This window comes from Parasphingopyxis algicola (assembly GCF_013378075.1).
Classification (GTDB): Bacteria; Pseudomonadota; Alphaproteobacteria; order Sphingomonadales; family Sphingomonadaceae; genus Parasphingopyxis; species Parasphingopyxis algicola.
On sequence record NZ_CP051131.1, the window covers coordinates 482,168 to 507,083 of the forward strand.

Here is a 24,916-nt window from a genome sequence, read left to right on the forward strand (position 1 = left end):
CGAAAGAAAGCAATTATGAGCGGCAATATCCGTACCCCCGTTTCGAACTTGGCGAGCCGGATATCGCTGCCGGCGATCGTGGCGCCGATGTTTCTCGTCTCCGGGCCCGAACTGGTCAATGCCAGCCGCCGGGCGGGGACGATCGCCTCCTTTCCGTTTCCGAACGCGCGGACGACCGAGATACTCGATGATTGGCTGGGGCAGACCTGCCGGACGGAGGACGAGCAGGGCAGGGCGCTCGCCCCGATCGCCGCGAACATGATCACGCACAGCAGCTATGACCGGCTTGGCGACGAGCTCGAGCTGATCGCGAAGCACAAGCCCGATATCGTCATCACCGCGCTCGGCGGGCCGCAGCCGGTGCTGCCGGTCGTGCACGACTATGGCGGGCTCGTGTTCGCCGATGTGAACAGCATCGATTATGCGCGCAAGGCGGCGAGCCTCGGCGTGGACGGGCTGGTGCTGATCTGTTCGGGTGCGGGCGGCCATACGGGCAAGATTTCGCCCTTCGCCTTTGTGACAGCGGTGCGCGAGTTTTTCGACGGCATCATCGTGCTGGGCGGCGGTATTGCGACGGGCGGGGCGATCCGCGCGGCCGAGATACTGGGCGCGGATTTCGCCTATATGGGCACCGGGTTCATCGCCGCCGAAGAGAGTCTGGCGACCGATGCATACCGGCAGATGGTCATCGATGCGACGTTCAAAGACCTCGTCGCGAGCAGCGCGTTCACCGGCGCGCGCGCCTATTATCTGCGCCAGAGCCTGGAAGCGGCGGGCTATGACGTCTCGCAGCTCGGCAAGAAGGACGGTCCCGACTTCGCTAAGTCGCAAAGCAGCATCAAGGCGTGGCGCGATCTCTGGTCGGCCGGGCACGGCGTCGGATCGGTTCATGCGGTGGAGCCGGCGGCGGACATCATCGGCCGGCTGCGTGACGAATATGCCGCAGCCTGTGCCCAAGAGTCTGTTTATGCCACTAACTTGCATTGACAGACCCACTATCGCCCGGTAGCTCTTGGGGCGAGATCGCGGAACAGGCCGAAAACGGCACAAAGGCGGTCTGTGCTTTGGGGAGGTTTTATGCAGATTAAGGGCTCGGTATCGCTGGCAGCTATTGCCGCAACATTTCTCGGCGCAGCGCCGGCATGGTCGCAGACGCAACCCGCTGACACGGCGACGCAGGACCAGACGGCGCAGGCGGAGGATTATTCGCCGCTCGGCCAGATCGTCGTGACCGCGCAGCGCCGCGACACAGACCTGCAGACGACGTCTGTCGCGATCACCGCCTTTTCGGCCGACACGCTCGAGGATGAGCGCATCCTCAGCTTCGAGGATCTGGCGAGCCGCTCGACCTCGCTGTCCTTCACCGCGCTGTCGCCGCTCGACCAGGAATTCAATATCCGCGGCATCACCAACACCCGCCTCGATTCTCCCTCGGCCGACCAGTCGATCGGTATCTTCGTCGACGAAGTCTATGTCGGCCGCTCGGGCCTGTTCAATTTCGACCTCTTCGATATCGCCCGGGTCGAGGTCATTCGCGGGCCGCAGGGCGTGCTGCTCGGCCGCAACGTCGTGGGCGGAGCGATCAGCATCATCACCGCCGAACCCGAACAGACGCCGGGCGGATCCTTCACTTTCTCCTATGGCAATTTCGACGAAGTGCTCGCGCGCGGCCATGTGACGGGCGGGCTCTCGGACACCGTCTCGGCGCGGCTCTCCTTCCAGACCCGCAACCGCGACGGCTATAACCGGGATATCCTCCACGGCCGAGATCTCGACGATATCCAGTCGGTCCAGCTGCGCGGGCAGTTGCTCCACGAGGGCGCCGAAGGCTTCACCGCCCGGCTGATCGTCGATTACACCAACGACCAGTCGAACGGCTTCCACAGCGTGGCGATCAACGCGCCCGACCCGACGACGCAGGGGCCTTGGAGCGCCGCGCGCGAGGCGGTGAGCGCTGCGCTCGGCCGGCCATTGCGCATCCGCGAAAGCCTGCCCGAACATCCGCTATACACGGGCGATGCGAACGAGACCCCGCAGGAACTCGATCGCGAGGCCTGGGGCATCACGCTGCAACTCTCCAAGGAGTTTGACGGCTTCGCGACGCTCGAAAGCGTCACCGGTTATCGCCATGGCGACGCCTTCAACCTGTACGACCAGACCGGGATCGGCCCCGATAACGGCTTCGGCGTGCTGACCCCGACCCTGTTCACCTTCCCGGTCAACGAGACCGAGGAAATCGATCAGTTCAGCCAGGAAATCCGGCTCGTTTCCGATCCCGTGCCGCAGGGCTTCGACTGGATCGTCGGCGCCTATTATCAGCGCGACGAAGTCGACAAGTTCGACCGCTTCTGGGCCGAGGTGCCGCTGCCCGTGCTTGTCACGCTGTCGGGCGAATCCACCTGGGACAACAGCGCCGAAAACGAAACCTATGCCGTGTTCGGCCAGGTCGGCTACCGCTTCAACGATATGTGGCGGATCGTCGCGGGCGTCCGTTACACGCATGACAGCAAGAGCGGGACCGTAACCGGAACCGCCGTCGAGGGCGGCGACCAGTTCAATCCGACCGATACGGTTGCGCTGACCCCGCTCGCCGCGACCTTCAGCGAGGGGGAGAGTTTCACCGCATCCTATAGCGACAGCTGGAGCGAGGTGACGCCGCAGGCGACGATCGAGTTCACGCCGAACGACGATCTGTTCTTCTACGCGACCTATTCGACCGGCTTCAAAGGCGGCGGGTTCGAGGACGATCCGGCGAATGCGGTCGCGGCGCAGACGAGCTATGACCCGGAAACGGTGACGAGCTTCGAAGTCGGCGCCAAGATCGATTTTCTCGATCGCCGGGCGCGGCTCAACATTGCAGCCTTCATCCTCGACTATCAGAATCTTCAGGTCACGCAGACCAATCAGGACTGTCTGTGCAACATCACCGATAACGCGGCCGACGCCGAAATCCTGGGCGTCGAGTTCGAGGCGCAGTTCGCGGTCACCGACAATTTCATCCTGTTCGGCGGCGCAACCTTCCTCGAGACCGAGTATATCGATTTCGTCGACTCGCTGGGCCGCGATGCCTCGGGCAATTTCCTGCAACGGACGCCCGACTATCAGTTCAATATCGGCGGCGATCTCAGCGTCGATATCGGCGACTGGGAGGATGCGCTGACCTTCCATGTCAACTATACGCATCGCGGCAAGATGTTCTGGGCGCCGGAAAATGTGAATTTCGAGGAGGACTACGGTCTGCTCGACGGCCGCATCTCCTTCACCCCGAACAATGGCGACTGGGTCTTTTCCGTCTACGGCCGCAACATCACGAACGAGCTGTACCGGACCAACATCATCCCGTTTTTTGGGGACGAGGTCTCCCGGCTCGGCGCCCCGCGCACCTATGGCGCGGAACTCAGGGTCCGCTTCTAAAGCGAATATCTCCAGACTGGGGCGTCGGTTTTTCGGATCCGGCGCCCCTCTTTTTTTTGGCGTCGGAGGAGTGCCGAAGCAAATGCGCCGCACCGGGATCGCGTTGGACCAAATCGTCATTGCGAGGGCCGAAGGCCCGCGGCAATCCAGAGCCGCAAGCGCATCGCCTATTGCCCTGGATTGCTTCGCTACGCTCGCAATGACGTGTGTTTCACTGTGCGGACATCACGACCGACGATAGCGCTCTTAGTCTCGCTCTGCCGGTATTTTCTTAGAAACGCTCGTAGCTGAAATCGGCCCGGCCTTTCTTGCCGAGCACCATCTGCGGATGGTCCGGATCGAACAGGCCGAGGCACCAGGTCTCGGCGGCCGGCTCGTCGCGGTTCCAGTCGAGCGCGATCTTGCGGTGGGCGATCTTCCATTCGCCGTCGCGCTTTTCCATCCGGTCGACGATGCGGCCGCCGGTCAGCGTGTCCCAGGGTTCGCCATCCTTTTCGAACCGCGCGAAGGTGATCACATAGGATTCGGCATAGGCGACGTCGCCGTCGAGATCGACATGGCTGTTGCAGACATAATGGCCCATCACGCCGGTCTTCTGCATCCGCGGTACGGCCTCGTCGATATAGGGATGGGCCGGGCCGCTATAGGTGCTGCCATGCTCCTCGATCGCGTCGTCCCAGTAGCAGGATTTGAGCAGCTCTCCGTCGGCCCGGTCGACGCCGCGCGCATAGCGCATGACGACGTCGCGGATATCCTGTTTGGCGATCACGGTTTCCATCGTGTTGGCATAGGTCGCCACGGCTATTTCCCCTCGAATTCGCGGCTGTCGGCCCAGATCGCATGGGTGCCGCTGCTGATCCGATGGGGCAGGGCGATCCGGCAGACCGGGCCGGCCTCGATATCCTTCGCGTCGAACAGGACGCATTCGGACCGGTCATTGGCCATGTCGATCGTGAAGCTGATGATATAGCCGTCATCCTCGTCCGTGCCGCCGACCCGCGGGACGAAGGCCGGCTCGCTCGCATATTGCTCGTCGGGAAAGTCGAACTTGGTCGATTCCCCGGTTTCGAAATCATGCTTGACGAGACCGTTGAATATAAACCAGCCGGGCTTGGTCGTCGTGCTGTAGAGATAGCGGGTTTTCTTGCCCTGGTAGTTCCGGTTGAAGCAGCCGAATTCGAGGATGCGGTCGTCGAGACGCTCTTCCACGGTTTCGCCGGTTTTCAGGTTGAACCGCCAGCGATGGAGTTTCGGCTTCATCGAATGCTCGTCGACATAGGCCATCAGCTGCGCATATTGCGGCGGCGCGCCTTCGAGCGGCTTGGGCTGCGGATCTTCCTGGAAATAGCCTTCGAGAACGATCTCGTCGCCGTCCTCATAGGCGTTCATCCAGTGAAGGACATAGGTGGGCTCCGCCTCGAACCAGCGGATATCCTCTTCGCTGCCATAGCGTGGGATGATCGCAAAGCGCGTTTTCATCTCGGGATGGAAGCGCGCGGCGTGATTGCCCTGCTCCAATCCTTCCGGATCCCAGAAGAGCGGCAGATCGTTGAAGATCGAATAATTCTCGGTGAACGCCATGTCATGCGGCAGGCGTGGCCCGGGCAGCGGGATCGGGACATAATGGGTGAGCTTGTTGTCCCGGTCGACGATGCCGTAATGCATGTACGGCGCTTTCTTGGAGTAATTGAAGAACAGCAGCTCGCCGGTCTCCAGATCGACCTTGGGATGCGCGGAAATGCCTTCGTCCGGACCCCAGTCCGCGATACCCCTGTCCTCGAGCGTCACCGGATCGAGCAGATAGGGCTCGCCGCACTGGTAAAAGGTCGAGACGACATGGCCGGCATGGATGACGACATCGGTCGAGGACGAGTCCTTGAGCGATCCCTGCGCGCCCCAGCCCGGCCGTTCGGACCGGCTCGGATGTTCGGCGATGCCGGCCCAGAGCGAGCGGCCGGCTTCCTGTTCGGCATGGAACCCTTTCGTGCGCACAAACCGGTTGTGATAGCTGGCCTTGCCATCCGTGATGTGGATCGAATGCAGCATCCCGTCGCCGTCGAACGGATGATAGACGCCGATCGGCGTGTGGATCGGGTTCTCCGTGTTGCGGACATAGACGCCCGAAATATCCTTCGGAATCTCGCCGACCGATTCGAGATCGGTGGCGTCATATTCCTCGTAATTGGGCGTCCAGGCGCCGCCGACATAGGGGTGACCCTGGTCTTCGAGCGTCGGCTCGATCCGGTTGACGATTTTCGCTTCCATCATCTTGGTCCTTCTTGCGCTTGGTCTTCCCTGTTGAACGGCGCCGCCATCGACCGGGCGAGCGTGTGCGGATCGCGCCCGAGAAAGGCGCGGACTTCGATCGCGTGCGGGTCGGTATCATGTTCGTCGATATGGTGTTTGATCGCGAGCAATCCGGCCTTGCCGATATCGCGCGGCTGCGATTTCTCCCGGTCCACATGCGCGGCCATACGGGTATCGACCGAGCCGACGATCAGCGCGGCGACATGGATGCCGCGCGGCGCGAGTTCGGCGCGCAGGCAGGTGCTCGCCGCGCGGCCGGCGAATTTGGACGGGCTGTAGCCGCCCATGCCCGGCACCGCGACGATCGCGCCGGCCGAGAGCACATTGGCGATCGCTCCGCCGCCATTTTTCTCGATCACCGGCGCAAAGGCGCGGCACATGGCGAGCATCCCGAAATAGTTGGTCTCCATCTCCTGCCGCGCGTCGGAGAGATCGGGCGCGCCCATCAGGGTCTGCATCTGGAAGGCACCGGCATTGTTCACGACGATGGTGACGTCCTGGCATTGCTCGGCGGCCGCCGCGATCTGGTCGGGCTTGGTCACATCGAGCTCGACCGCAACCAGCCGGTCGTCGGGCCAGACCGCCATTTCCTCCACGGCCGCCGGATTGCGCGCGCCGACATAGACGCGTGCCGCGCCCTGTTCGAGCAGTTCTTCGACAAAGCCTTCGCCGATCCCGCGATTGCCGCCGGTGACGATCGCCACGCTGCCCTTAATGTCCATCGAATGCGTCCTTCACGTCGTAGAGGATATCGTCGGGTTTCTTGCCGCCGCGCACGAGCTGGGACGGATCGGGCGCTATCATCCCGCGGCCCCAGCTTTCCTTGATGTCGAACTCCGTATTCCACTCCCAGGATATCCGGCGATGCGCGATCGCCCATCTCCCGTCGCGCCGTTCAAACCGGTCGATCGCGCGCGCCATGGTGAGGCTGTCGAAGCCGTCGTCGCCGGTTTCGCGGCGCGAGAAGGTCAGCATATAGCATTCGGACAGCGCCCGGTCGCCGTCGAGTTCGATCAGGATATTGGTGATCATATGAGTCATGCGCGGCGCGGTCGGCAGGATCTTGCGCAGCATCGCGACATATTCGCTGGCCGGGCCTTCGAACGTCCCGCCATGATCCTCGATTGCATCGGGATGATAGGCGGCCTCGATCAGGTCGGCATCGCCGCGATCCGCGCCGCGCGTATAGCGGGTGAGAACCTCCCGGATCGCCTGCTTGTCGAGCAGCGCCTGGAGTTCAGGATCGCGATCGCTCATGCGGCCACCTCTTCGGGCGCGCCGAGGCCGGGCAGCGCTTCGCGCTCGACGAGATCGGCGCAATGATCGGGCAGGCCTTTGCCGGCGACGCCGTCATCGGCGATCCCCCGGTCGAAATAATCGCGCCACCCGACGATGAGGTCGCCGTCGAAATCGAGGATTCCCATATAGGGAATGGTGACCGTGGTGCCGTCCGGCGTCTCGAACTCGTCGACGCCCTCGACGAACAGCGCGTCATCGGCCTCGGCGATGCGGAAGATCCGCCAGCGCGGATTGGCGACGCGCTTCTTGAAACCCTCGAGGAACTGCCGCGCCCCGGCTTTCCCGTGGACCGGCGGTTGGGTAACGGCGGAGAAGTGCCAGACCAGATCGTCGGACAGATGCTCGAGCACGGCGTCGATATCCTGCCGTTCGCTCCAATGCTTGATGACGGATTTGAGGACGTCGATTTTCTCGGTCATGGGTTCAGGCTTCCTCCTGCGCGAGTGTTTTCTCTTTCTTGTCCAGCGGCGCGACGGGAGCGCCGGTCGCGGCGACCAGGCCGGGCGGCGCCTCGACGATACGCGGGATCGCGTTGATCACCGTCGCGGCGACGCCGAGCTGTTCGGCCGATGTCCGTCCGTCCCGCTCTTCGGGCGGTTCGAGTTCGATCGCGAGATCGACCTTGGGCGTGCCGTCGATCGACAGCCGCCAGAGCGGTTCGTCCTCGGCGATATAGCTTTTGTCCATCGCCCAGATGATGTGGACTGTCGCGATCGGCGTGTCGTCCTTGAGTGCCTTCCAGCGCCAGTCGAAATGGCAAGCGCCGCCCTTGGGGATGGTGCCGGCCGCGATCTCCATGTCGGCGCGCGCCGGTCGCATCCCGTGATCGGTGACGATCTCGTCGGGCTCGACGCCGAGCCGGGCGGCCATCGCGGCGACCGTTTCGGAGAACATATCATTCAGGGTCTGCGCCGGCACCCAGTCCGGGCTGTTGGGATCGACATCGCCGGGCATCGATCCGAAGCCGAGGATATCGAACACATATTGCGGGCTCTTCACTTCCTTGGTGATGACGATCTCGCTGAGCGTCGCGCTTTTCGGCGCAAGCGTCATCTCGAGCGCCGTCGCCAGCAGCCGCTCGGCCGCGAAACCCGGATTGAGCCCGGCCCCGCCGAAACTCGTGCCGCCCTTGGCGCAGGCCGCTTCGAACCGGCGCCGCCGGCCTTCGGGCCAATGGGCGGGAAAGCTGTTGCCGTTGATGCTGACGACATTCTTGCCCGATTCGAGCAGGCGGAGGATATCGCCGTCATGATGGTCATAGGGCGGTTGCAGCCGCGCCGCGTGAATCACGATATCGGCATCGGTCGCGAGGATATCCTCGATATCCCGGGTCGCGACCACGCCGGTTTCGTCGCGATAGGCGATATCGCCCGCGTCGCGTCCGGCCTTCTTCTCGCCATAGACATAGAGTCCGGCCAGTTCGAGATCGGGATGATCGATGATCGCGCGCAGGCAGGTCTTGCCCATCGCGCCCGTCGCCCATTGGATGACCCTGTACGTCACAGCGCTTCGGCCTTTTCGGACGGCTTCATGCGTTCGGTCACGGCCGACAGGAAATCCTGAAACGCCGCTTGGCCGTCGGAGAACTGCGACACCGTTTCCCGCTCCGCACCATTCGGATGCGCTGTCAGCGTCGCCGCTTCCCGGACTGTCGCCTGTCGGGCGAAACCCGCCCCGGACACCCATGTTTCGCCGGTCGCCGTGCAGTCCGGCGATGTCAGCCAGCAGGCGGTAGCCGCCACCTTGTCGGGCGCCATCAGCCGCTCGAGATCGGGTGTAAGGGCGCCGTCCGTCATATTGGTCGCTGCATAGGGCATCAGGATATTCACGCCGATCGCGTCGCGGCGCAGTTCGTCGGCGAGCGACAGCGCGAAACCGTTGAGCGCGCCCTTCGACGCCGCATAGGCCGCGCGGCCATGGACGCCGTACAATCCGGCCGTCGACGAGACGAACAGGATGCGCCCGGCGCGGGATTTCAACAGACGGGGCAGGGCGGCCTTCACGAGCGCGATATTGGCGTGGAAATTGATTGCCATGACCGCATGAAAGGCTGCGGGATCGCTGTCCACGAACCGTGCGGCCTCCCCGGCGATGCCGGCGTTGAGGATAAGCGCATCGAGCCCACCAAAGCTGTCGATTGCCGTATCGACGACCGCCTCGGCGGCGCCGTCATCGCTCACATCGCTGGTTTCGGCGACCGCCTGGCCGCCGCGCATGCGAATCTCTTCGGCCACCGCTTCGGCCGTCGAGGGCACGCCGGGATGCGAGCGGTTGTTGACGACGACGCGGCCTTTGCGCGCGCCCCAGCTCCTTGCAAAAGCGGCACCGAGTCCCTTGCCGGCGCCGGTAACGACGACGACGGGCCCGGTCTCGATGGCGATTTTGCTTTCCATGCGGCAACTCTAACCGAGTCGGTATGATAATGAAAGCGATATGATGGCCTGGGGGCCGCTTTTTGACGGTTCCGGCTATCCGACGATTTCGGTTTCTTCCGATTCGCCCGTCCGCTCGATCACATTGAAGTCGACGCCGCGCGGTTCGATGTCCTCCTTGCATTCCGAACAGGCGACCACCGGTTTCAGGTCCTGCCCGCACAATTTGTGGATGAGGATCAACGGCGGACCTTCGGGCGAAACGAAATATTTGTCGCCCCATTGGAGGAGGAAGAGCAGGGCCGGATAATAGTCCATGCCCTTGCGCGTCAGATGATATTCGAAGCGCGGCGGGTTCTTGCTGTATTGCTTCTGTTTCAGCACGCCGCGTTCGATCAGCCAGGACAGCCGCTCGGACAGGATGTTCGTCGCGATCGCCGTATCGGCGCGGATCTCGTCATAACGGTTGAGCCCGGTGAAGACCGAGCGCAGGATCAGGCTGGCCCAGCGGTCGCCCATCAGCTTGGCCGCTTCGTCGAGCAGGGAGGTGGGCTGGCTGTCCTGATCGCGCAGCTGGCGGCGGCGGCTGTAGACGGGTGTCATCCAGCCGACGCCCGGGCCCTCGCGCCAGTCGACGTCATAAGCGTGGATTTCCTCGCGGCAATGGTTGCAGACCGGGGTCGGCGTGAACTGCTTGCCGCAGGTCTTGTGGGTCAGTTCGACATCGATCTTGCCCTCGCGATTGCCCCAGAGCATCTCCCAGCGCAGCAGCATGAGCGAGACCCAGTAGAGATCGCCGCCCTTCTTGGTCATGATATATTCGTGGCGGGGCGGGCTTTCGCAATAGAGCCGCTTTTCGAGCAGGCCCAGCGATACGAGCCGCTTGAGTCGGTTGCTTAACAGTGCCTTGAGCAGTCCTGTGCGGGTCCGGAACGCGTCGAACCGCCGCGCGCCGAGCCAGCTCGCCTCGAGGATCAGCAGGGTCGATGTATCGCCAACTACTTCAAGTGCACGCCAAACCGAGCAGGTCCGGATCAGGTTTTGCATTCCCATCGCCGAACCTTAGCACTCCGGAGGCTTCTTGATCGAGTCCCAATTCGCAAGTCGCTCGAGACCGGATCGAAGCCGGGATATGGCTAAGCCCGGGTTAGGAGCGCAGCCGTACCCACACCCGAGCCGCCATGGGTAACGACGAGGCCTTGCGTCGCGTCGCGCCGCCCCATCTCCTCGACCAGGGTCGCAGTGAGGATCGCGCCGGTCGCGCCCATCGGGTGGCCCATGGCGAGATGCCCGCCATTCACATTGACGATTTCCGGGTCGACATCGCCGCGCCGGTAGAAGAGCGACGGTACGACCGCGAAGGCCTCCATATATTCGACGAGATCGAGATCGCCGAGCGTCCGGCCGGTTTTCGCGAGCAGCGTGTCCATCGCGGCTTCGCCCGATGTCAGCTGGTCGATCGGATCGCCCGCGGCCTCCACACAGGCCTCGATCCGCGCCCGCGGCGTCAGGCCGAGTGCGGCGCCCGCTTCCGCCGTGCCGACAAGCACCAACCCAGCGCCGTCGGCGATGGGCGGGCAATTGGCGATCGAGTGGCGATGATCGATCGCCCCGGTGCCGGGTTTCACCCTGTCGATCATCGCATCGATGCCGGCGGCCCCGGCTTCCACAAAGGCCGGAGGGAGCGCGCCGAGGCTCTCCATCGTCATCGCACCGCGGATCGTCTCGTCGCGGTCGAGCATAATCTCGCCGGCATCGTCCCGCATGGCGATGACCGATCCGTCGTAGCGCCCGGCATCCCAGGCCGCCTTGGCGCGGCGGTGCGAATTGATCGTGGCGACGTCGAGCTCTTCGCGCGTCACGTCGAACTTGTGCGCCAGATAATCGGCCGACAGCGCGACCGGGACGTAGCGCAGATGCTCGGACAGCGCGGGATCGGCATAATAGGGCGCACTGTCCGCGAGAAAGGGGACGCGCGACATCATCTCTACGCCGCCTGCCAGCATCAGCCCGGCATCGCCGGCACGGACCGTCGAGGCGGCGAGCGCGACGGCGCTCAGCCCGCCCGAACAGAAATTATTGATCGTCAGCGCGATGGTGTCGTCGTCAAGCTCGGCATGCAGCTTGCTGACCATGGCGATATGGCCGCCCTGATCGCCGGTCTGACCGACGCAGCTGAGGAGCAGCCGTTCAACGCCGCCGATGGCCGCCTCGCCGTGACGATCGCGCAGCGCGTCGATCAGCTGACGGACCAGTTCCTGCGGCGCGAGGGCCGAGAGCGGCGCCCCCATCTTGCCCTTGCCGCGCGGCGTCCGCACGGCGTCATAGATGAACACCTCCGCACTCATCCCGCGCCGCCCTTTGCCTGGATCCGTGCCCAGCTGTGATTCACGGCGCGAACGGCCCAGAGGAACAGGCCGACCGCGAGCAGATAGGCGAAGGGGCAGACGATCGCGAGCGCGTAGCGGATGCCGTCGCCTTCGGGGAAAAAGGTGTCGCCGACAACAGCCGCGCCGGTCGGGCCGAGGGCCAGGCCGATGATGTTGACGACGAAGATATAGGCGGCCGAGATCGTCGCGCGCATCCGGTTGGGGGTCGTCTGCTGGATCACGGCAGGCGCCGCGCCGACGGTCACGGCCGCGGCGGTAAAGAAAAGCGTGAACAGCGCAGAGGCCAGCAGCGGGGTCGGCGCGAGGGGGAAGGCGACCGCGCCGACCGTTCCGATGGCGACGGCGATCGCGCACAGTTTCACGCGTCCGGGCGGCGTCCCGCCGCCGATCCGGTCCGTCAGGTAACCGCCGCCGATCAGCCCGATCAGGCCGCCGATAATCAATGCCGTGCCCGCCATATAGCCGGCGGTCACCAGCTCGACGCCATAGGCGCGCATCAGCATCGCCGGGAGCCAGGACACGGCCGCGAGCACCGCGAAATTGACGAAACCGACCGCCAGCAACAGGCTGATCAGCAAGGCCCGCTCGCTACGCATGAAGGCGAGGACTTCGCCCAGCGGAGCGGCGGGCGGGGCTTCGGTCTGGATGCCGCCCGCCGCATCGAGACGAGCGGGTTCGGGCAGGACCAGGAAGACCAGCGCGACGAGTACGCCCGGCAGCCCGACGGCGAGAAACGCCACCTGCCAGGCGCGCAATTCGCCGAGCAGCGGCACGTCGACATTGCCCGACGCCGCGACCAGCGTGATGACCGCCGCGCCGATCAGAAAGGCGGCCCCGGCACCGACCGCCGATCCGAGGCCGTATACGCCCATCGCGAGCCCGAGCCGGTTGCGCGGAAAACTGTCGGAAATGATCGAATAGGCGGCGGGAGAGAGCGTAGCCTCGCCGACGCCCACACCCATCCGGTAGAGGAAGAACTGCCAAAAATTCGTCACCGAGGCGCAGGCCGCCGTCATCAGGCTCCACAATGTGATCCCGGCGGCGACGATCTTCATCCGGCCCGCCCGGTCGATGAGCCGCCCGATCGGAATTCCGGCGATCGTATAGAACAGTGCGAAGGCGAGGCCCTGCAACAGGCTGATTTCGGTGTCGCTGAGCCCGAGATCGGCCTTGATCGGTTCGACCAGCAGGCCGATGATCATCCGGTCGATGAACGAAAAGATATAGGCGACGAAGAGCGCGGCGACGATCGCCCAGGCGACGAGCGGTTTCGGATAGTCGCCGGTCTGGCCGTCAGCAGGCGAACTGGCGAGTGTTGCGGCCACCTACTCGCGGCCGGCCTGGTCGAAATCCTCCGAAAGACCCATCGCCTCGAGCAGTTCCGCGCGATCGTAATATTCGCGCCATTCGGTGATCAGCCCGTCCTCGCCGATCTCGATCACGCCAACGACCGGGACCGAGCCCGCATGGCCGTTATAGACGAACTCGTCGACGCGTTCGACGAATACGGTGCCGTCGATCACGCCGATATTGCGCAGGTTGAGCGTGATGGTTTCGAGACCGTCTCCGAGATGACCGATCCGCGCGCCGATCGCCTCGCGCCCGACGATCGGTTCGACCATCATCGAATGGAGCGATCCGTCCTCGGCGAAGAGGTTCGTAACACGATCCCAGTCCCGCGTGTTCCATGCATCGACCATGTCGCGCACGACGGCGATCTTGGCTTCGTCTCCCATTTGCGACGCTCCTTGCTCGGTGGCGGTATCCGCGTCCTCGTTCGCGGCGGGCTGGCAGGCGGCGAGGCCGGCCATCAGGACTCCCGCGGTGACTAGTTTCAGCTTCGATGGCATGGCATCACTCCCCAGTAGGTTTATTTATGCAAGCCATAAAGGCTGAAATGGGAGCGGCTGTCAAGCGAGGGCCATTGCCGCCGCTCGATTAGGAAGCCGCGACGCCCGCAAGCTCCCGGCGCAGCACCTTGCCGAGCGGGTTGCGCGGCAGCGATTCGACCGTCCGCAGCTTTTCCGGAAGCTTGTAGACCGAGATCCCGACGTCCTGCAGATGCGCAGTCAGCTCCTCGAGTTCGAGCGTTTCGCCCTCCGCCAGCGCGACGACCGCGCAGATCTTTTCGCCGAGCCGCTCGTCGGGATAGGCGGCGCAGGCGGCCTCGCGGACCTTGGGATGGCTCTCGATCAGGCCGTCCAGTTCGGCCGGGGAGATGTTCACGCCGCCGCGGATGATCACTTCCTTGGACCGGCCGACAAACTGGTAGAAACGCGCATCGTCCGGCGCGATCTCGAACAGGTCGCCCGTCCGGAAATAGCCTTGGTCGTCGAACGCGCTGGCGTTGAGTTCCTCCGCATTCCAATAGCCGTCGAACGTCATCGCGCCGTCGATCCGGAGCTCGCCCGCCTTACCCGCCTTAGTGATTTCCTCTTCGGTATCGGGATCGACGAGCCGGGTGCGGATCTTGTTGGGAAAGGCGCTCTTCCATTCGACGCCCTTCGCCCCGAAGCGCGGGAAATAGGAGGCGCGCAGATGCGCGTCAGGCATCTCGGCATGGGTCGAGAAGAGCGAACAGCCCTCGTTCGAACCGAACACGTTCATTACCGGGACGCCGCGTTCCTGCCAGCCCTCGACCATCCAGATGGCGAGCGGCGCCGAACCCGAGCCCATGCAGCGCAGGTTCGAAAGGTCGATCGTCTCGAGCAGCTGGTCCTGCTTGAGCAGCATGTTGAGGATCGCGGGCGGGGCGACCGTGTAACTGATCTTCTCCTCGGCCATCTGGCGCAGGAAAACGGGGAGATCGAAGGGATGATGCTGGACGAGCTTGCCCTGCACCATGAGCCAGGGAATCACCATGCCCCCGATCGCGGCGATATTGATCAGCGGGAAAGGATTGAGGATCGCGGCGCCGGATTGAAGGTCGGCCGCCTCGATCATCGCCTCGCCGTTGACCGTCCAGTGATCGTGATGGCGCGGCACGCCCTTGGGATCCGCCTCGGTGCCCGATGTCCAGCAGATGGTAAGGATTTCGGAGGCCTCGGCCTCGCGGCGCGGCGTTTCCGAATCGGCGGCCCGGGCTTCGTGCCATTCGAACGACCGGTCGCTGTCTTCGCCGCCCGAGCCGAGCGCGAGGACCGGAACATCGCGCCCGTCCGCGTCGAGCATATCGGCGATCTCGGCGCGGTGATCGAAGCCGTGAAAAGTCTCGACCGTGAGGATTAGCTTGGGATCGACCTGGCCGACGATCTTGCCGAGTTCGTGGCGGCGATAGGCCATCGCGGCGGGGCTCAGTATCGTTCCGAATCGCGCGCAGGCGAGAAAGGCGATCACACCCTCGACGATGTTGGGCAGTTGCGTGACGATAACGTCACCGGGTTTCAGCCCGAGTGCGGCAAAGGCCCGGCAGAAACTGTCGACGCGGATATCGATATCCGCGAAGCTCAGGCGCGCCGGCTCCGTGCCGGTCAGGTCCGGCCGATTCGGCGGGTCGATCAGTGCCTCTTCGCCGCCGCGCGCGGCCACGGCATCGCGCAGCAGGGAGTCGACGGAAATTCCCTGCCACCAGCCGCGCTCGCGATAGGTTCGGCTGCGCTCTTCGGGCGTCATCTTGGCGGTCACGGCATTCCTCTCATGGCCGCGTCGCGGCTCGTCATCTCCTGGGCGCCGAAACGGCATTGCGCTCATACGGCAAACTGCATAGGGTTGCACAGTAATACTCACTAAACGGGAAGAGGATCAATATGCAGGTGTCTGAAGCGCCGTTCAGGCACGTCGATTTCCCGCCCGTCGACCTCGATATCGATCGCCGCGACGATGGTACGATCGTCATGACGCCGGTGCAGCCGCTCGAGATCGGCATACCCAATGTACCGACCGGTCTGACGCGCCAGGCGGCGGCCACGCCCGACAAACCGCATCTGCGCGAACGCGACCCCGACAGCGGCGATTGGCGGACGGCGACCTTCGGCGATGTGAAGCGTGCGGCCGACGGTCTGACCCAATGGCTGATCGACCATGATCTCACCGATGGCGGCGCCATGCTGATCGTGTCGGGCAATTCGATCGCCCATGCCGTCATCCGCTACGGGTCGATAGGCGCGGGGGTCCCGGTGACGCCGGTCAGCGAGGCCTATGCGCTGCTCGGCGCGAAGGGGGATTATCAGCGGCTGCGCCATGTCGTCGCCACCGTAAAGCCGACCGTCGCCTTTGGCGAAACCGCTGCGCATGTCGCGGCGTTGCGCGCCGTGCTGGCCGAGAATGTGCCGGTCATCAGCCGCGAGTCCGACCCCGACGGCGCCGATTATGCGGCCGTCATCGGGACCGAACCGACCGATGCCGTCGCCGCGTCGATCGACGGACTGACCGCCGATACGGTCGCCGCCTATATGCTGACCTCGGGATCGACGGGCCGGTCGAAAGCGGTGATCCAAACCCACGGCATGATCGTCGCCAACCTCTTCCAAGGCTGGCAGGCGCTCGGCAAGGCGGCGGGTTGGGACGATGTGCTGCTCGAATGGCTGCCCTGGAGCCATGTGTCGGGCGCCTTCTCCTCGATGGCCGCCGCGATCTTCGGCGGCACCTTCCATATCGACGAGGGCAAGCCCGTGCCCGGCCTGTTCGACGCGACGATCCGCAACCTCCGCGATGTCGAGCTCACCTATTTCACCAACGTCCCGGCCGGCTATGCGATGCTCGTCGATGCGCTCGAGCAGGATCGCGAATTGGCGGAAACGTTTTTCCGGAAGCTGCGCCTCGTCCTTTACGGCGGTGCAGGGCTTCCCCAGCCCGTCTATGACCGGCTCCAGCAGCTTGCCGTCGATACGGTCGGCCGCAAGATCATGCTGACCACCGGCTATGGCGCGACCGAGACGACCTCGGGCGCGATGTCGATCTATTTCGAAAGCGACAAGGTCGGGATCGGCCTTCCGATGCCCGGGCTGTCGGTGAAGATGGTACCGATCGGCGATCGCTACGAGCTGCGGATGAAGGGGCCGATGGTCACGCCCGGCTATCTGGGCGAGGACGAATTGAACGCGAACATCCGCGACGAAGAGGGTTTCTACAAGATCGGCGATACCGCGCGCTTTCACGATCCCGACGCGCCCGAAAAGGGCCTCGCCTTTGCCGGGCGGCTCGCCGAGGAATTCAAACTGGCGACCGGGACCTGGGTGTCGGCGGGCAATCTGCGAATGGACCTACTCAAGCATCTTGCGCCGCTGGTCGGCGATCTGCTCGTCTGCGGCGAGAACCGCGACTATGTCGGTGTCCTCGCTTGGCCGAACGAAGCCGGGCTGCGATCCATGGCCGCCGATTCGAAGGCGCCGCTCGGGGAATTGCTTTCCGACGATGGCGCGCGCGCGGCGGTGCGCGAAAAGCTCGCGGCGTATAACGAAGCCGCCTCGGGATCGAGCAACCGGGTCGTGCGCTTCGCCTTCCTGTCCGACCAGCCGAACGCCGAAGCGCACGAGATTTCGGACAAGGGCACGGTCAACCAGGCGCTGGCCAAGCACAACCGGCCCGACGCGATCGAGGCGCTCTACGCGGCCGAACCCGGCGTCGCGATCATCGACATGACCGGGGATTAGAAGCCCGAACGAAGGGGCCAAGAAAAAGGGGACGCATTCCATGGACGCCATATTATCGCTCTTCGCGGCCAACGCCGCCGTCATATTCGGCCTGATGCTGCTGCTCTGGCTGCTCAGCATCGCGCTCAAGGATGTGAGTTTCATCGATTCCTTCTGGGGCTTCAGCTTCGTCGTGATCGCGGCCGTTACCTATCTGCTCACCGAGGGTGGCTCGGCGGAACGCCGGCTGCTGATCCTGGGTCTGACCGCGGTCTGGGGCCTGCGGCTCGCGCTCTATCTCTTCTTCCGCTGGCGGCGGGAGGGGGCGGACAAACGCTATGTCGCGATGCTGTCGCGCACGGATTCGCCGCACTGGTTCAGCCTGCGCAACGTCTTCCTGCTCCAGGGCGTGCTGCTGCTGATCGTGTCGCTGCCGATCCAGCTCGGCTCGATCCCGGCCGAACCGGTTTCGGTGGGCGTGATCGGGTGGATCGGCGCCGCGCTGGCGATTATCGGCATCCTGTTCGAGACGGTCGGAGACTGGCAGCTCGCGCGCTTCAAGGCGCGGGGGACGGGCGGCGTGATGGACAAGGGGCTATGGCGCTATACCCGCCATCCCAACTATTTCGGCGATACCTGCGTCTGGTGGGGGCTCTATCTGATTGCCGCCGAAACCACGCTCGGCCTGGCGAGCATTATCGGCCCGGTGCTGATGACCTATCTGCTCGTCAAATGGAGCGGCGCGGCGCTGCTCGAACGCCGACTCAAACGGTCGAAACCCGAATATGAGGACTATATCCGCCGCACCAGCAGCTTCTTCCCGCTGCCGCCCGCAAAGAACTGATTTTCGAGCGGAATATCGTTTCCGAGGAGGTGGAGGCCCGAGCCGGAATCGAACCGGCGTACACGGATTTGCAATCCGCTGCGTCACCACTCCGCCATCGGGCCCCGCGGAAACGTTTCGAAGGGCGGGCAAATGGGCAAGCCGCGGCAATCTGTCAAGCTCCACCGCGCTTTCGTCGAAAGCCGGGGAGAGGGTGCTTGGCCTTCCCGCCTATTGCCGATAGAAGGCAGCGTTGACGCAGCTGTATTGCTCATATAAGACAGCGGCGAACAACGACAAGGCTATCAGCAAGGTCACTGCCCATGAGTCACGATTTCGAAGCGATGCGTCTGGCGATGGTGGAAAGCCAGTTGCGGACGACTGCGGTCGACGATCCGCGCGTCGTGCGCGTGATGTCGACGATGCCGCGTGAACGGTTCGTGCCGGAAGAGAAGGCGTCGCTCGCCTATGCCGAGATGCTGCTGCCGCTCGGCGAGGGCCGGCGGATGAACCTGCCGATGGCCACCGGACGGCTGCTGACCGAGCTGGCGCTGACTCCCGAAGATCATGTGCTCGTCGTCGGATCGGCGGGTGGATATACGGCGGCGCTGTGCGCCGAACTCGCGAAATCGGTGGTCGCGCTCGAAGAGGATGAAGCGCTGGCGACGCATGGCGCGAAGGCGCTGGCTGATTATGCCAATGTCGAAAGCGCACGCGGATCGCTGGCCGAAGGCTGGTCCAAAGGCGCGCCCTATGACGCGATCGTCGTCGACGGCTCGGTCGAATCGCTCTCCCGGCCGCTGATCGACCAGCTCGCCGATGGCGGGCGGCTCGCGGCGGGGATAGTCGAGGACGGGGTCACGCGGCTCGTCTACGGACGCAAGCAGGGCGACGCCTTCGGGACCACGGCCTTTGTCGACGCCCAGTCGGCCTCGCTTCCCGGTTTCGAACGCCCGGCAGAATTCGTATTTTAGGAAGATTGAGCATGGCGCCCAGAGCGAACACCCTTCTGATCGGCGTGGCGGCGGCTGCCCTCATGCTGGCGACGCCCGCCCCGGCCGAAACGCTGCGCGATGCGCTGCTGGAAGCCTATCAGACCAACCCGACGCTGAATGCGGCGCGGGCGGGACAGCGGGCCAATGACGAGAATGTTCCGCTGACGCTCGCCGACGGCCGGCCCTCGGTTTCCGTCACTGGCTTCTACAACGAGAATGTCCGCACGTCGGCGAACAGCTTCACTGCGCCTGCCCGCAACACCGGCGCGCAGGCGGATGTGACTTTGCCGATCTTCCAGGGCGGCACCGTGCGCAACCGGATCCGCGCGGCTCGCGAACGGGTCGAGGCGGGGCAGGCCGATCTGCGCTCGACGGAGGCCAATCTCTTTACCAACGTCGTTGCCGCCTATCTCGATGTGATCAGCAACCGGAATATCGTCGATCTCAATGCCAATCAGGTTCGCGTGCTCGATACGAACCTGCAGGCGACCAGCGATCGCTTCGAGATCGGCGATCTCACTCGCACAGACGTCGCCCAGGCTGAGGCGCGCCTCTCCACGGCGCGCGCCAATCTGGACACCGCCCAGGCCGAGCTCGCCGCGGCGGAGGAGAATTATCTGCAGCTTGTCGGCGAATGGCCGCAGGAGCTCGAGCCGCCGCCGCCTCTGCCGGACCTTCCGGATTCGCCGGATGCGGCGGAAGATATCGCGATCGTCCATAATCCGGACTTGATCGCAGCCCAGCTCAACGCCGAGGCGGCGCGGCGCGATATCGCTGCTGCCCGTGGCAGCCGCCTGCCGACGTTGGAGGCCTTCGCGCGGGGCAACTACAACAATTTCCTTGATACCTTGGGCAGCCCGGCGCTTACGGATGAAGAAAATGCGCGATTCTTTCAGGAGGAGACGACTGCGACTGTCGGCCTCCGCGCGACCTTGCCCATCTATCAGGGCGGCCGGCCGGCAGCCCAGGTCCGTCGGACCCAGGCGTTGCGGACGCAGGCGATGGAAACGGTGATTGCCACCGAACGCGCGGTTGTCGCCGATGTTCGCGCCGCTTTCTCGCGCTATCGGGCGAGCTTGCAGGTGATCGACGCCACGCAAACGGCGGTCGAGGCCAATGAATTGGCGCTCGAGGGTGTCCGCGCGGAAAATTCGGTCGGTTTGAGGACGATATTGGACATTCTTAATGCCGAGCAGGAACTGCTGAACAGCCAGGTCGACCTCGTGACCGCCCGGCGCAACGCCTATGTCGCGGGCTTCAACCTGCTGGCGGCGATGGGGCAGGCCGAGGCGCAGGATCTGGGGCTGGACGGCGGTGTGCTGTACGATCCGAACGTGAACTATGAGCGCGTCGACGATCAATGGTTCGACTGGAACGACGATCCGCGCCCTGTGACTCAATCGACACGCACGGTCGATAATCCCCAACGCGTGGTGACAAATCCCGAAAATTGAGGCATGCCGCGCTCATGGGCGACGTTAACCATGAACCGACGATGGAGGAAATTCTCGCCTCCATCAAAAAGATCATCGCGGAGGACGGCGAAACCGGCGTTTCCGAACCCGATGCACGCTCGCGGCGCGAGCGTCCCAAGCCGGCCGAACCGGCCGCGTCCGACGATGTGCTCGAACTGACCGACCAGGTCGAACCGCAAGCGGCATCGGCGGAAAGCGCCGGAGCCGGCGATCCGGCGGATCCGATCATGTCCGACGATACGGTCGCGGCCAGCCAGGCCGCGCTCGCGGCGCTATCGGCGATCACCAATCCGGCGAACCGCGACGGCGATACCGATGCGGCGCACCCGCTCGAGGGTCTGGTGCGCGAGATGCTTCGCCCGATGCTCCAGGAATGGCTCGACGACAATCTGCCGGCGATGGCGGAAGAGATGGTCGCGCGGGAAATCGCCAGGATTGCCGCCCAGCGGGGGTAAGTCGGCTTGCGCAAGCCAGTCGGCGCGCTATCAAGCAAGACCATGAACAAAATCGTCCGATACGGCCTGATCGGGGCCATGGCCGCATGGTCAGCCGCCACAACCGCGCGGCCGCTGACGCCCGAAGATCTCGTCCAGTTCAACCGCCTCGGGGGCAGTAGCCTCACGGCCGATGGCAGCCTGCTGGTCTACGCGCAGAGCGAAACCGATCTGGAGGAGAATGCGCGGCAGGGCGATCTGTGGCTGCTCGACCTCGGCGAACCGGGTTCTGCTCCCGAGCGGTGGCGTCCGTCGGCCGATGCCGACGAAAGCGCGCCGGTCTTTGCCGCCGACGGCCAGTCGATCTTCTATCTGTCGGACGCCGGCGGATCGAGCCAGGTCTGGCGGGCTCCGCTCAGCGAGGGCGATGCGGTCCAGGTCACGGACGTCAAGGCCGATGTCGCCGGTTTCCGCGTCGCGCCGGCCGGCGACCGGATCGCGATCTGGTTCGACGAGGCGCCGGAATGCGCCGAAACGAGCTGCCCCGACGCGGAAGCGGCGGACGATGCGGGCAGCGGCCGGTCCTATGACGAGATTTTCGTCCGCCACTGGGGCAGCTGGAACGATGGCACCCAATCGCGGCTCGTGACTTTCCCGATGGCCGACGGTGTGATCTCGGGGGACGGCGCGGTCGTGTCGCGGCCGTTCAATGGCAATGTGCCGAGCCGGCCCTTTGGCGGCGGCGAGGAAATCGCCTGGCATCCTTCGGGCGCTTCACTCTTCTTCGCCCTGCGCGAGAGCGGACCGGGCGAACCGCTCTCCACCGATCTCGATATCTACCGGGTCGCGGCCGACGGTTCGGGCGCGCCGGAACTGCTGACCGGTGGCAATGACGCGCTCGATTCCCTGCCGACCCCGTCGCCCGACGGCCGTTATCTCGCCTATGTCGCGATGGAGCGGCCAGGCTATGAAAGCGACCGGAAGGTACTGCATCTGCGCGACCTGATTACCGGCGAGACGCGCGCGCTGACCCGGAACTGGGACCGGAGCGTCGCCGGGATCGCCTGGTCGTCCGATTTGCAGTCGCTCTACCTCGTCGCGCAGGACGGGCTCGATACGCCGGTGTTTCGCTACGCGCTTGCCGCGGGCGCGATCGAACGCGTCTCGGGCGCCGGCAGCATCGGATCGGTTGCGCCGCAGCCCGACGGTTCGCTGCTCGTCGCCATGACGAGCGCGCTCGCACCGTCCGATCTCTTCCGGATCGAAGCCGACGGGACGGTGCGTCAACTCACCAATGTCAACGGCGCGCGCCTGTCCGAGATCGACATGCCGACGCGCGAGAGCTTTGCGTTCGAGGGCGCCGACGGCGAGACCGTCCAGGGCCAGATATTCCGGCCGGCGGGCCTGGCGGACGATGCACGGGCGCCGGTTGCGCTGTTCGTCCATGGCGGACCGCAGGGTTCGTTCAGCAACAGCTGGTCCTATCGCTGGAATCCCGCCGCGATGGCGGCCCGGGGCTATGCGGTCGTCACGATCGATTTCCACGGCAGCACGGGCTACGGCCAGGCCTTTACCGACAGCATCAACAATGACTGGGGCGGCAAGCCGCTGCACGATCTCCAGCTCGGTCTCGACGCGGTGCTCGAGGCCCATCCGTGGATGGATGGCGAGCGCGTCTGCGCGCTGGGCGCGTCCTATGGCGGCTATATGATGAACTGGATCGCGGGCAACTGGCCGGACCGGTTCGACTGCCTCGTCAACCATGCCGGATTGTTCGACCTGCGGCCCTTCTACTATGCGACCGAGGAGCTGTGGTTTCCCGAATGGGATTTCGGCGGGCCCTATTATGAGCGGGAAGACGCCTATGAGCGCTGGAACCCGGTCAACCATGTCGAAAACTGGCGGACGCCGATGCTCGTGATCCATGGCGAGCGGGATTTTCGCATCCCCTACAGCCAGAGTCTGGCAGCGTTCACCGCTCTGCAGCGTCAGGGCATTGCCTCCCGGTTGCTGATATTCCCGGATGAGAATCACTGGGTGAATTCGCCCCGCAACAGCCTGCAATGGCACCGCGCGGTTTATGAATGGGTAGCGCGATGGACCGGTCCTGACGCGACATCGGTCGAATAACCCGCCGGCTTGCCGGCGGAACCATAGCGCTAACCAGATATTCACTAATAACTGCCGAAAGGGTGATTGTGACGAACGACGGAAACCAACAAGGCGGCGAAACCATCCTGTTCGTGGAAGATCAGGAGGATGTCGCCGAAGTAGCCCAGGCCATGCTCGAAGAGCTGGGCTATACCGTCGTTTACGCCAGTAACGCCCAGAACGCGCTCGATCTTCTCGAGGAGCGCGACGATATCGACCTGCTGCTCACCGATATCGTAATGCCGGGGTCTCTCAACGGAGCAGACCTTGCAAAGCGTGTGCAGGAGGAGATGGGTCTCAAGGCCGTGCTCGTCACCGGATATGCCGACAAGGCGATCCCCAGCGACCAGTTCGACCGGTTCGACGTGATCCTCAAACCTTTTCGCATGGAAGAGCTGGGCGCACGGATCCGCGCGGCGCTCGAATCCCGGTAAACCCCCGCAAATGCCGGTAAACACCCCGTAAACCCTGGTTGTCCATCTTCCGGAAACCAGGAACGGTAACCGGCGAAAACGGCCCCTTGCCGCTCATCATGCTGATTTTTCATTCGATTTTCGACCGGTGCCGACGCGCGGCTGACGGGGGCGGGACAAAGGGTTAATCGCGCCCGGTTTTTGTCGGGACAGGCGGGGAACTCCGCGCTGCCTGGGCCGTTAGGCGGTCATGGCATTTACAAAACTCCTCCAGAAACTGGCCGGTCCGGAGCGGCCCAACCGCACCGGACGGCCGACAACCGTTCTGCTCGTCGACGACCAGCCGGACGTCGCCGAAGTGACGCGCGAGATGATGGAAGAGTGCGGCTATTCGGTCATCGCCAAGTCGGACGTCACGGCCGCGCTCGATGTGCTGGCCACCAATCCGAATATCGACATCGTGATTGCCGACGTCGTGATGCCGGGCGAGCTGGGCGGCGCGGATATCGCGGAATTCGCGAAAGAGATGGCCGGCCTGAAAACCATTCTGATCAGCGGCTTTCCCCATCACCGGATCACGATCGACAGCCTCGGCAAATATGATGTCGTGCTGAAGCCGTTCCTGATCGAGGAACTGGACGAGCGTATTCACGAGGCGCTGCGCGACGACTGACGCTGCGGAAACTGGTCGCGGCTGACGCAGCCCGATATTGCCCTATTAATCAGCGGCTTGCTCCCAAGAATCGCGGATTTCCGGGATTCCGCCGGTCGTTTCGCACGCTCGTTTCGTCGCTTGGCGATGCGGCGGGCGGAACGGCCGTCCGGCCCAACCGTTGATTAACCATGTTTCAACATCGCGAATCCAGCGATGCGGCGGGCGATGGCCCGCGCGCAGAGGCGACGGTCCTCGTCGTCGACGACGATGCCAATGTCGCCTTTGTCACCGGCGACATGGTCGAGTTGCTCGGCTATCGGGTTCTGCGCGCATCGAACGGCCGCGAGGCGCTCGATCTGCTTTCGGGCGACGCGTGTGTCGATCTGGTGCTGACCGATGTCGTGATGCCGGGCGAGTTGAACGGCGTCGCGCTCGCCACCCGGGTCCGCCGGACGTTCGACATTCCGACCGTGCTGACGACGGGATCGCCGACCCATCATTTCATGAACGGCGCCGGCGGCCGGTTTGCGCTGCTGTTGAAGCCGTTCACGATCGGGGAGCTGAACACGCGGATCGCGAGCGCCCTCTCCGCCGGGTGAGGCGGGACGAAAAGCCGGT

The 24,916-nt window shown here is 64.3% G+C and carries 23 protein-coding genes and 1 tRNA gene; 11 read left to right on the forward strand and 13 right to left on the reverse strand.

Features of this window, described 5'->3' with window-relative positions; translation table 11 throughout:
• Positions 1–15 precede the first annotated feature (15 nt).
• Both HFP57_RS02395 and HFP57_RS02400 read left to right on the forward strand, forming a co-directional pair.
• Positions 16–987: an NAD(P)H-dependent flavin oxidoreductase gene (locus tag HFP57_RS02395; RefSeq protein WP_176868266.1), complete on the forward strand. Its 972-nt coding sequence runs from the start codon at positions 16–18 to the stop codon at positions 985–987.
• A 90-nt stretch (positions 988–1,077) separates the two neighbouring features.
• The gene (locus HFP57_RS02400) at positions 1,078–3,414 is read left to right on the forward strand and encodes a TonB-dependent receptor (protein WP_176868267.1); all 2,337 of its coding nucleotides are present in this window, start codon (positions 1,078–1,080) and stop codon (positions 3,412–3,414) included.
• 271 nt (positions 3,415–3,685) lie between these two features.
• Here HFP57_RS02400 and HFP57_RS02405 read toward each other — a convergent pair whose 3' ends face one another.
• From HFP57_RS02405 to HFP57_RS02460, 12 genes are all read right to left on the reverse strand, one after another.
• Positions 3,686–4,213, reverse strand: a complete 528-nt coding sequence (locus HFP57_RS02405; RefSeq protein ID WP_176868268.1) for a nuclear transport factor 2 family protein — start codon at positions 4,211–4,213, stop codon at positions 3,686–3,688.
• A 2-nt stretch (positions 4,214–4,215) separates the two neighbouring features.
• Positions 4,216–5,682, reverse strand: coding sequence for a carotenoid oxygenase family protein (locus HFP57_RS02410; RefSeq protein WP_246263258.1), 1,467 nt, complete (start codon positions 5,680–5,682; stop codon positions 4,216–4,218).
• Positions 5,679–6,443 carry an SDR family oxidoreductase gene (locus HFP57_RS02415; protein ID WP_176868269.1) on the reverse strand — a complete coding sequence of 255 codons (765 nt, stop codon included), beginning with the start codon at positions 6,441–6,443 and terminating at the stop codon, positions 5,679–5,681. The genes HFP57_RS02410 and HFP57_RS02415 overlap by 4 nt, the downstream gene beginning before the upstream one ends.
• A complete protein-coding gene (locus tag HFP57_RS02420) occupies positions 6,433–6,978 on the reverse strand; it encodes a nuclear transport factor 2 family protein (RefSeq protein ID WP_176868270.1) in 546 nt (181 codons plus the stop codon). Before HFP57_RS02420 ends, HFP57_RS02415 begins: the two co-directional genes overlap by 11 nt.
• On the reverse strand, positions 6,975–7,439 hold the full coding sequence (locus HFP57_RS02425; RefSeq protein WP_176868271.1) for a nuclear transport factor 2 family protein: 465 nt from the start codon (positions 7,437–7,439) through the stop codon (positions 6,975–6,977). Before HFP57_RS02425 ends, HFP57_RS02420 begins: the two co-directional genes overlap by 4 nt.
• A gap of 4 nt (positions 7,440–7,443) precedes the next feature.
• Positions 7,444–8,523, reverse strand: a complete 1,080-nt coding sequence (locus HFP57_RS02430) for a hypothetical protein (RefSeq protein ID WP_176868272.1) — start codon at positions 8,521–8,523, stop codon at positions 7,444–7,446.
• Positions 8,520–9,413: an SDR family NAD(P)-dependent oxidoreductase gene (locus HFP57_RS02435; RefSeq protein ID WP_176868274.1), complete on the reverse strand. Its 894-nt coding sequence runs from the start codon at positions 9,411–9,413 to the stop codon at positions 8,520–8,522. Before HFP57_RS02435 ends, HFP57_RS02430 begins: the two co-directional genes overlap by 4 nt.
• Before the next feature lie 75 nt (positions 9,414–9,488).
• Positions 9,489–10,439 (reverse strand): winged helix-turn-helix transcriptional regulator, encoded by a 951-nt coding sequence (locus HFP57_RS02440; RefSeq protein ID WP_218135062.1) that lies wholly within the window; start codon positions 10,437–10,439, stop codon positions 9,489–9,491.
• A gap of 89 nt (positions 10,440–10,528) precedes the next feature.
• A complete protein-coding gene (locus HFP57_RS02445) occupies positions 10,529–11,740 on the reverse strand; it encodes an acetyl-CoA C-acyltransferase (protein ID WP_176868277.1) in 1,212 nt (403 codons plus the stop codon).
• Positions 11,737–13,107, reverse strand: coding sequence for an MFS transporter (locus HFP57_RS02450; protein ID WP_176868278.1), 1,371 nt, complete (start codon positions 13,105–13,107; stop codon positions 11,737–11,739). Before HFP57_RS02450 ends, HFP57_RS02445 begins: the two co-directional genes overlap by 4 nt.
• The gene (locus tag HFP57_RS02455; protein WP_218135063.1) at positions 13,108–13,632 is read right to left on the reverse strand and encodes a nuclear transport factor 2 family protein; all 525 of its coding nucleotides are present in this window, start codon (positions 13,630–13,632) and stop codon (positions 13,108–13,110) included.
• Between the two features lie 88 nt (positions 13,633–13,720).
• Positions 13,721–15,406 (reverse strand): class I adenylate-forming enzyme family protein, encoded by a 1,686-nt coding sequence (locus HFP57_RS02460; protein WP_246263259.1) that lies wholly within the window; start codon positions 15,404–15,406, stop codon positions 13,721–13,723.
• Between the two features lie 122 nt (positions 15,407–15,528).
• Between HFP57_RS02460 and HFP57_RS02465 the strand changes: the two genes are divergently transcribed.
• Together HFP57_RS02465 and HFP57_RS02470 are read left to right on the forward strand one after the other, a co-directional pair.
• On the forward strand, positions 15,529–17,373 hold the full coding sequence (locus tag HFP57_RS02465; RefSeq protein ID WP_176868279.1) for an AMP-binding protein: 1,845 nt from the start codon (positions 15,529–15,531) through the stop codon (positions 17,371–17,373).
• A 40-nt stretch (positions 17,374–17,413) separates the two neighbouring features.
• Complete coding sequence (locus HFP57_RS02470) at positions 17,414–18,196, forward strand: DUF1295 domain-containing protein (protein WP_176868280.1); 783 nt, start codon at positions 17,414–17,416, stop codon at positions 18,194–18,196.
• Between the two features lie 30 nt (positions 18,197–18,226).
• On the opposite strand, the gene HFP57_RS02475 is transcribed toward HFP57_RS02470, so the two are convergent.
• Positions 18,227–18,300 (reverse strand) — tRNA-Cys (locus HFP57_RS02475).
• Positions 18,301–18,498: 198 nt separating this feature from the next.
• Between HFP57_RS02475 and HFP57_RS02480 the strand changes: the two genes are divergently transcribed.
• The 7 genes from HFP57_RS02480 to HFP57_RS02510 all read left to right on the forward strand — a co-directional run bounded on the left by HFP57_RS02480 (position 18,499) and on the right by HFP57_RS02510 (position 24,897).
• Entirely contained in the window at positions 18,499–19,149 is a 651-nt protein-coding gene (locus HFP57_RS02480; protein WP_176868281.1) for a protein-L-isoaspartate O-methyltransferase family protein, read from the forward strand.
• 11 nt (positions 19,150–19,160) lie between these two features.
• The gene (locus tag HFP57_RS02485) at positions 19,161–20,624 is read left to right on the forward strand and encodes a TolC family outer membrane protein (RefSeq protein WP_176868283.1); all 1,464 of its coding nucleotides are present in this window, start codon (positions 19,161–19,163) and stop codon (positions 20,622–20,624) included.
• 14 nt (positions 20,625–20,638) lie between these two features.
• Entirely contained in the window at positions 20,639–21,100 is a 462-nt protein-coding gene (locus HFP57_RS02490; protein ID WP_176868285.1) for a DUF2497 domain-containing protein, read from the forward strand.
• A 42-nt stretch (positions 21,101–21,142) separates the two neighbouring features.
• Positions 21,143–23,209, forward strand: a complete 2,067-nt coding sequence (locus HFP57_RS02495) for a S9 family peptidase (protein WP_176868287.1) — start codon at positions 21,143–21,145, stop codon at positions 23,207–23,209.
• 68 nt (positions 23,210–23,277) lie between these two features.
• Complete coding sequence (locus HFP57_RS02500; RefSeq protein WP_176868289.1) at positions 23,278–23,664, forward strand: response regulator; 387 nt, start codon at positions 23,278–23,280, stop codon at positions 23,662–23,664.
• A 229-nt stretch (positions 23,665–23,893) separates the two neighbouring features.
• Positions 23,894–24,316: a response regulator gene (locus HFP57_RS02505; protein ID WP_176868290.1), complete on the forward strand. Its 423-nt coding sequence runs from the start codon at positions 23,894–23,896 to the stop codon at positions 24,314–24,316.
• A gap of 170 nt (positions 24,317–24,486) precedes the next feature.
• Positions 24,487–24,897 carry a response regulator gene (locus HFP57_RS02510; protein ID WP_176868292.1) on the forward strand — a complete coding sequence of 137 codons (411 nt, stop codon included), beginning with the start codon at positions 24,487–24,489 and terminating at the stop codon, positions 24,895–24,897.
• Positions 24,898–24,916: the final 19 nt, after the last annotated feature.

Bases quoted from the DNA above. Each gene is read 5' to 3' on its own strand.
- HFP57_RS02400 (WP_176868267.1), top strand. From the start codon at position 1,078: ATGCAGATTAAGGGCTCGGTATCGCTGGCAGCTATTGCCGCAACATTT.
- HFP57_RS02440 (WP_218135062.1), bottom strand. From the start codon at position 10,439: ATGCAAAACCTGATCCGGACCTGCTCGGTTTGGCGTGCACTTGAAGTA.
- HFP57_RS02420 (WP_176868270.1), bottom strand. From the start codon at position 6,978: ATGAGCGATCGCGATCCTGAACTCCAGGCGCTGCTCGACAAGCAGGCG.
- HFP57_RS02435 (WP_176868274.1), bottom strand. From the start codon at position 9,413: ATGGAAAGCAAAATCGCCATCGAGACCGGGCCCGTCGTCGTCGTTACC.
- HFP57_RS02415 (WP_176868269.1), bottom strand. From the start codon at position 6,443: ATGGACATTAAGGGCAGCGTGGCGATCGTCACCGGCGGCAATCGCGGG.
- HFP57_RS02395 (WP_176868266.1), top strand. From the start codon at position 16: ATGAGCGGCAATATCCGTACCCCCGTTTCGAACTTGGCGAGCCGGATA.
- HFP57_RS02410 (WP_246263258.1), bottom strand. From the start codon at position 5,682: ATGATGGAAGCGAAAATCGTCAACCGGATCGAGCCGACGCTCGAAGAC.
- HFP57_RS02425 (WP_176868271.1), bottom strand. From the start codon at position 7,439: ATGACCGAGAAAATCGACGTCCTCAAATCCGTCATCAAGCATTGGAGC.
- HFP57_RS02495 (WP_176868287.1), top strand. From the start codon at position 21,143: ATGAACAAAATCGTCCGATACGGCCTGATCGGGGCCATGGCCGCATGG.
- HFP57_RS02490 (WP_176868285.1), top strand. From the start codon at position 20,639: ATGGGCGACGTTAACCATGAACCGACGATGGAGGAAATTCTCGCCTCC.
- HFP57_RS02505 (WP_176868290.1), top strand. From the start codon at position 23,894: ATGGCATTTACAAAACTCCTCCAGAAACTGGCCGGTCCGGAGCGGCCC.
- HFP57_RS02465 (WP_176868279.1), top strand. From the start codon at position 15,529: ATGCAGGTGTCTGAAGCGCCGTTCAGGCACGTCGATTTCCCGCCCGTC.
- HFP57_RS02470 (WP_176868280.1), top strand. From the start codon at position 17,414: ATGGACGCCATATTATCGCTCTTCGCGGCCAACGCCGCCGTCATATTC.
- HFP57_RS02455 (WP_218135063.1), bottom strand. From the start codon at position 13,632: ATGCCATCGAAGCTGAAACTAGTCACCGCGGGAGTCCTGATGGCCGGC.
- HFP57_RS02485 (WP_176868283.1), top strand. From the start codon at position 19,161: ATGGCGCCCAGAGCGAACACCCTTCTGATCGGCGTGGCGGCGGCTGCC.
- HFP57_RS02510 (WP_176868292.1), top strand. From the start codon at position 24,487: ATGTTTCAACATCGCGAATCCAGCGATGCGGCGGGCGATGGCCCGCGC.
- HFP57_RS02480 (WP_176868281.1), top strand. From the start codon at position 18,499: ATGAGTCACGATTTCGAAGCGATGCGTCTGGCGATGGTGGAAAGCCAG.
- HFP57_RS02445 (WP_176868277.1), bottom strand. From the start codon at position 11,740: ATGAGTGCGGAGGTGTTCATCTATGACGCCGTGCGGACGCCGCGCGGC.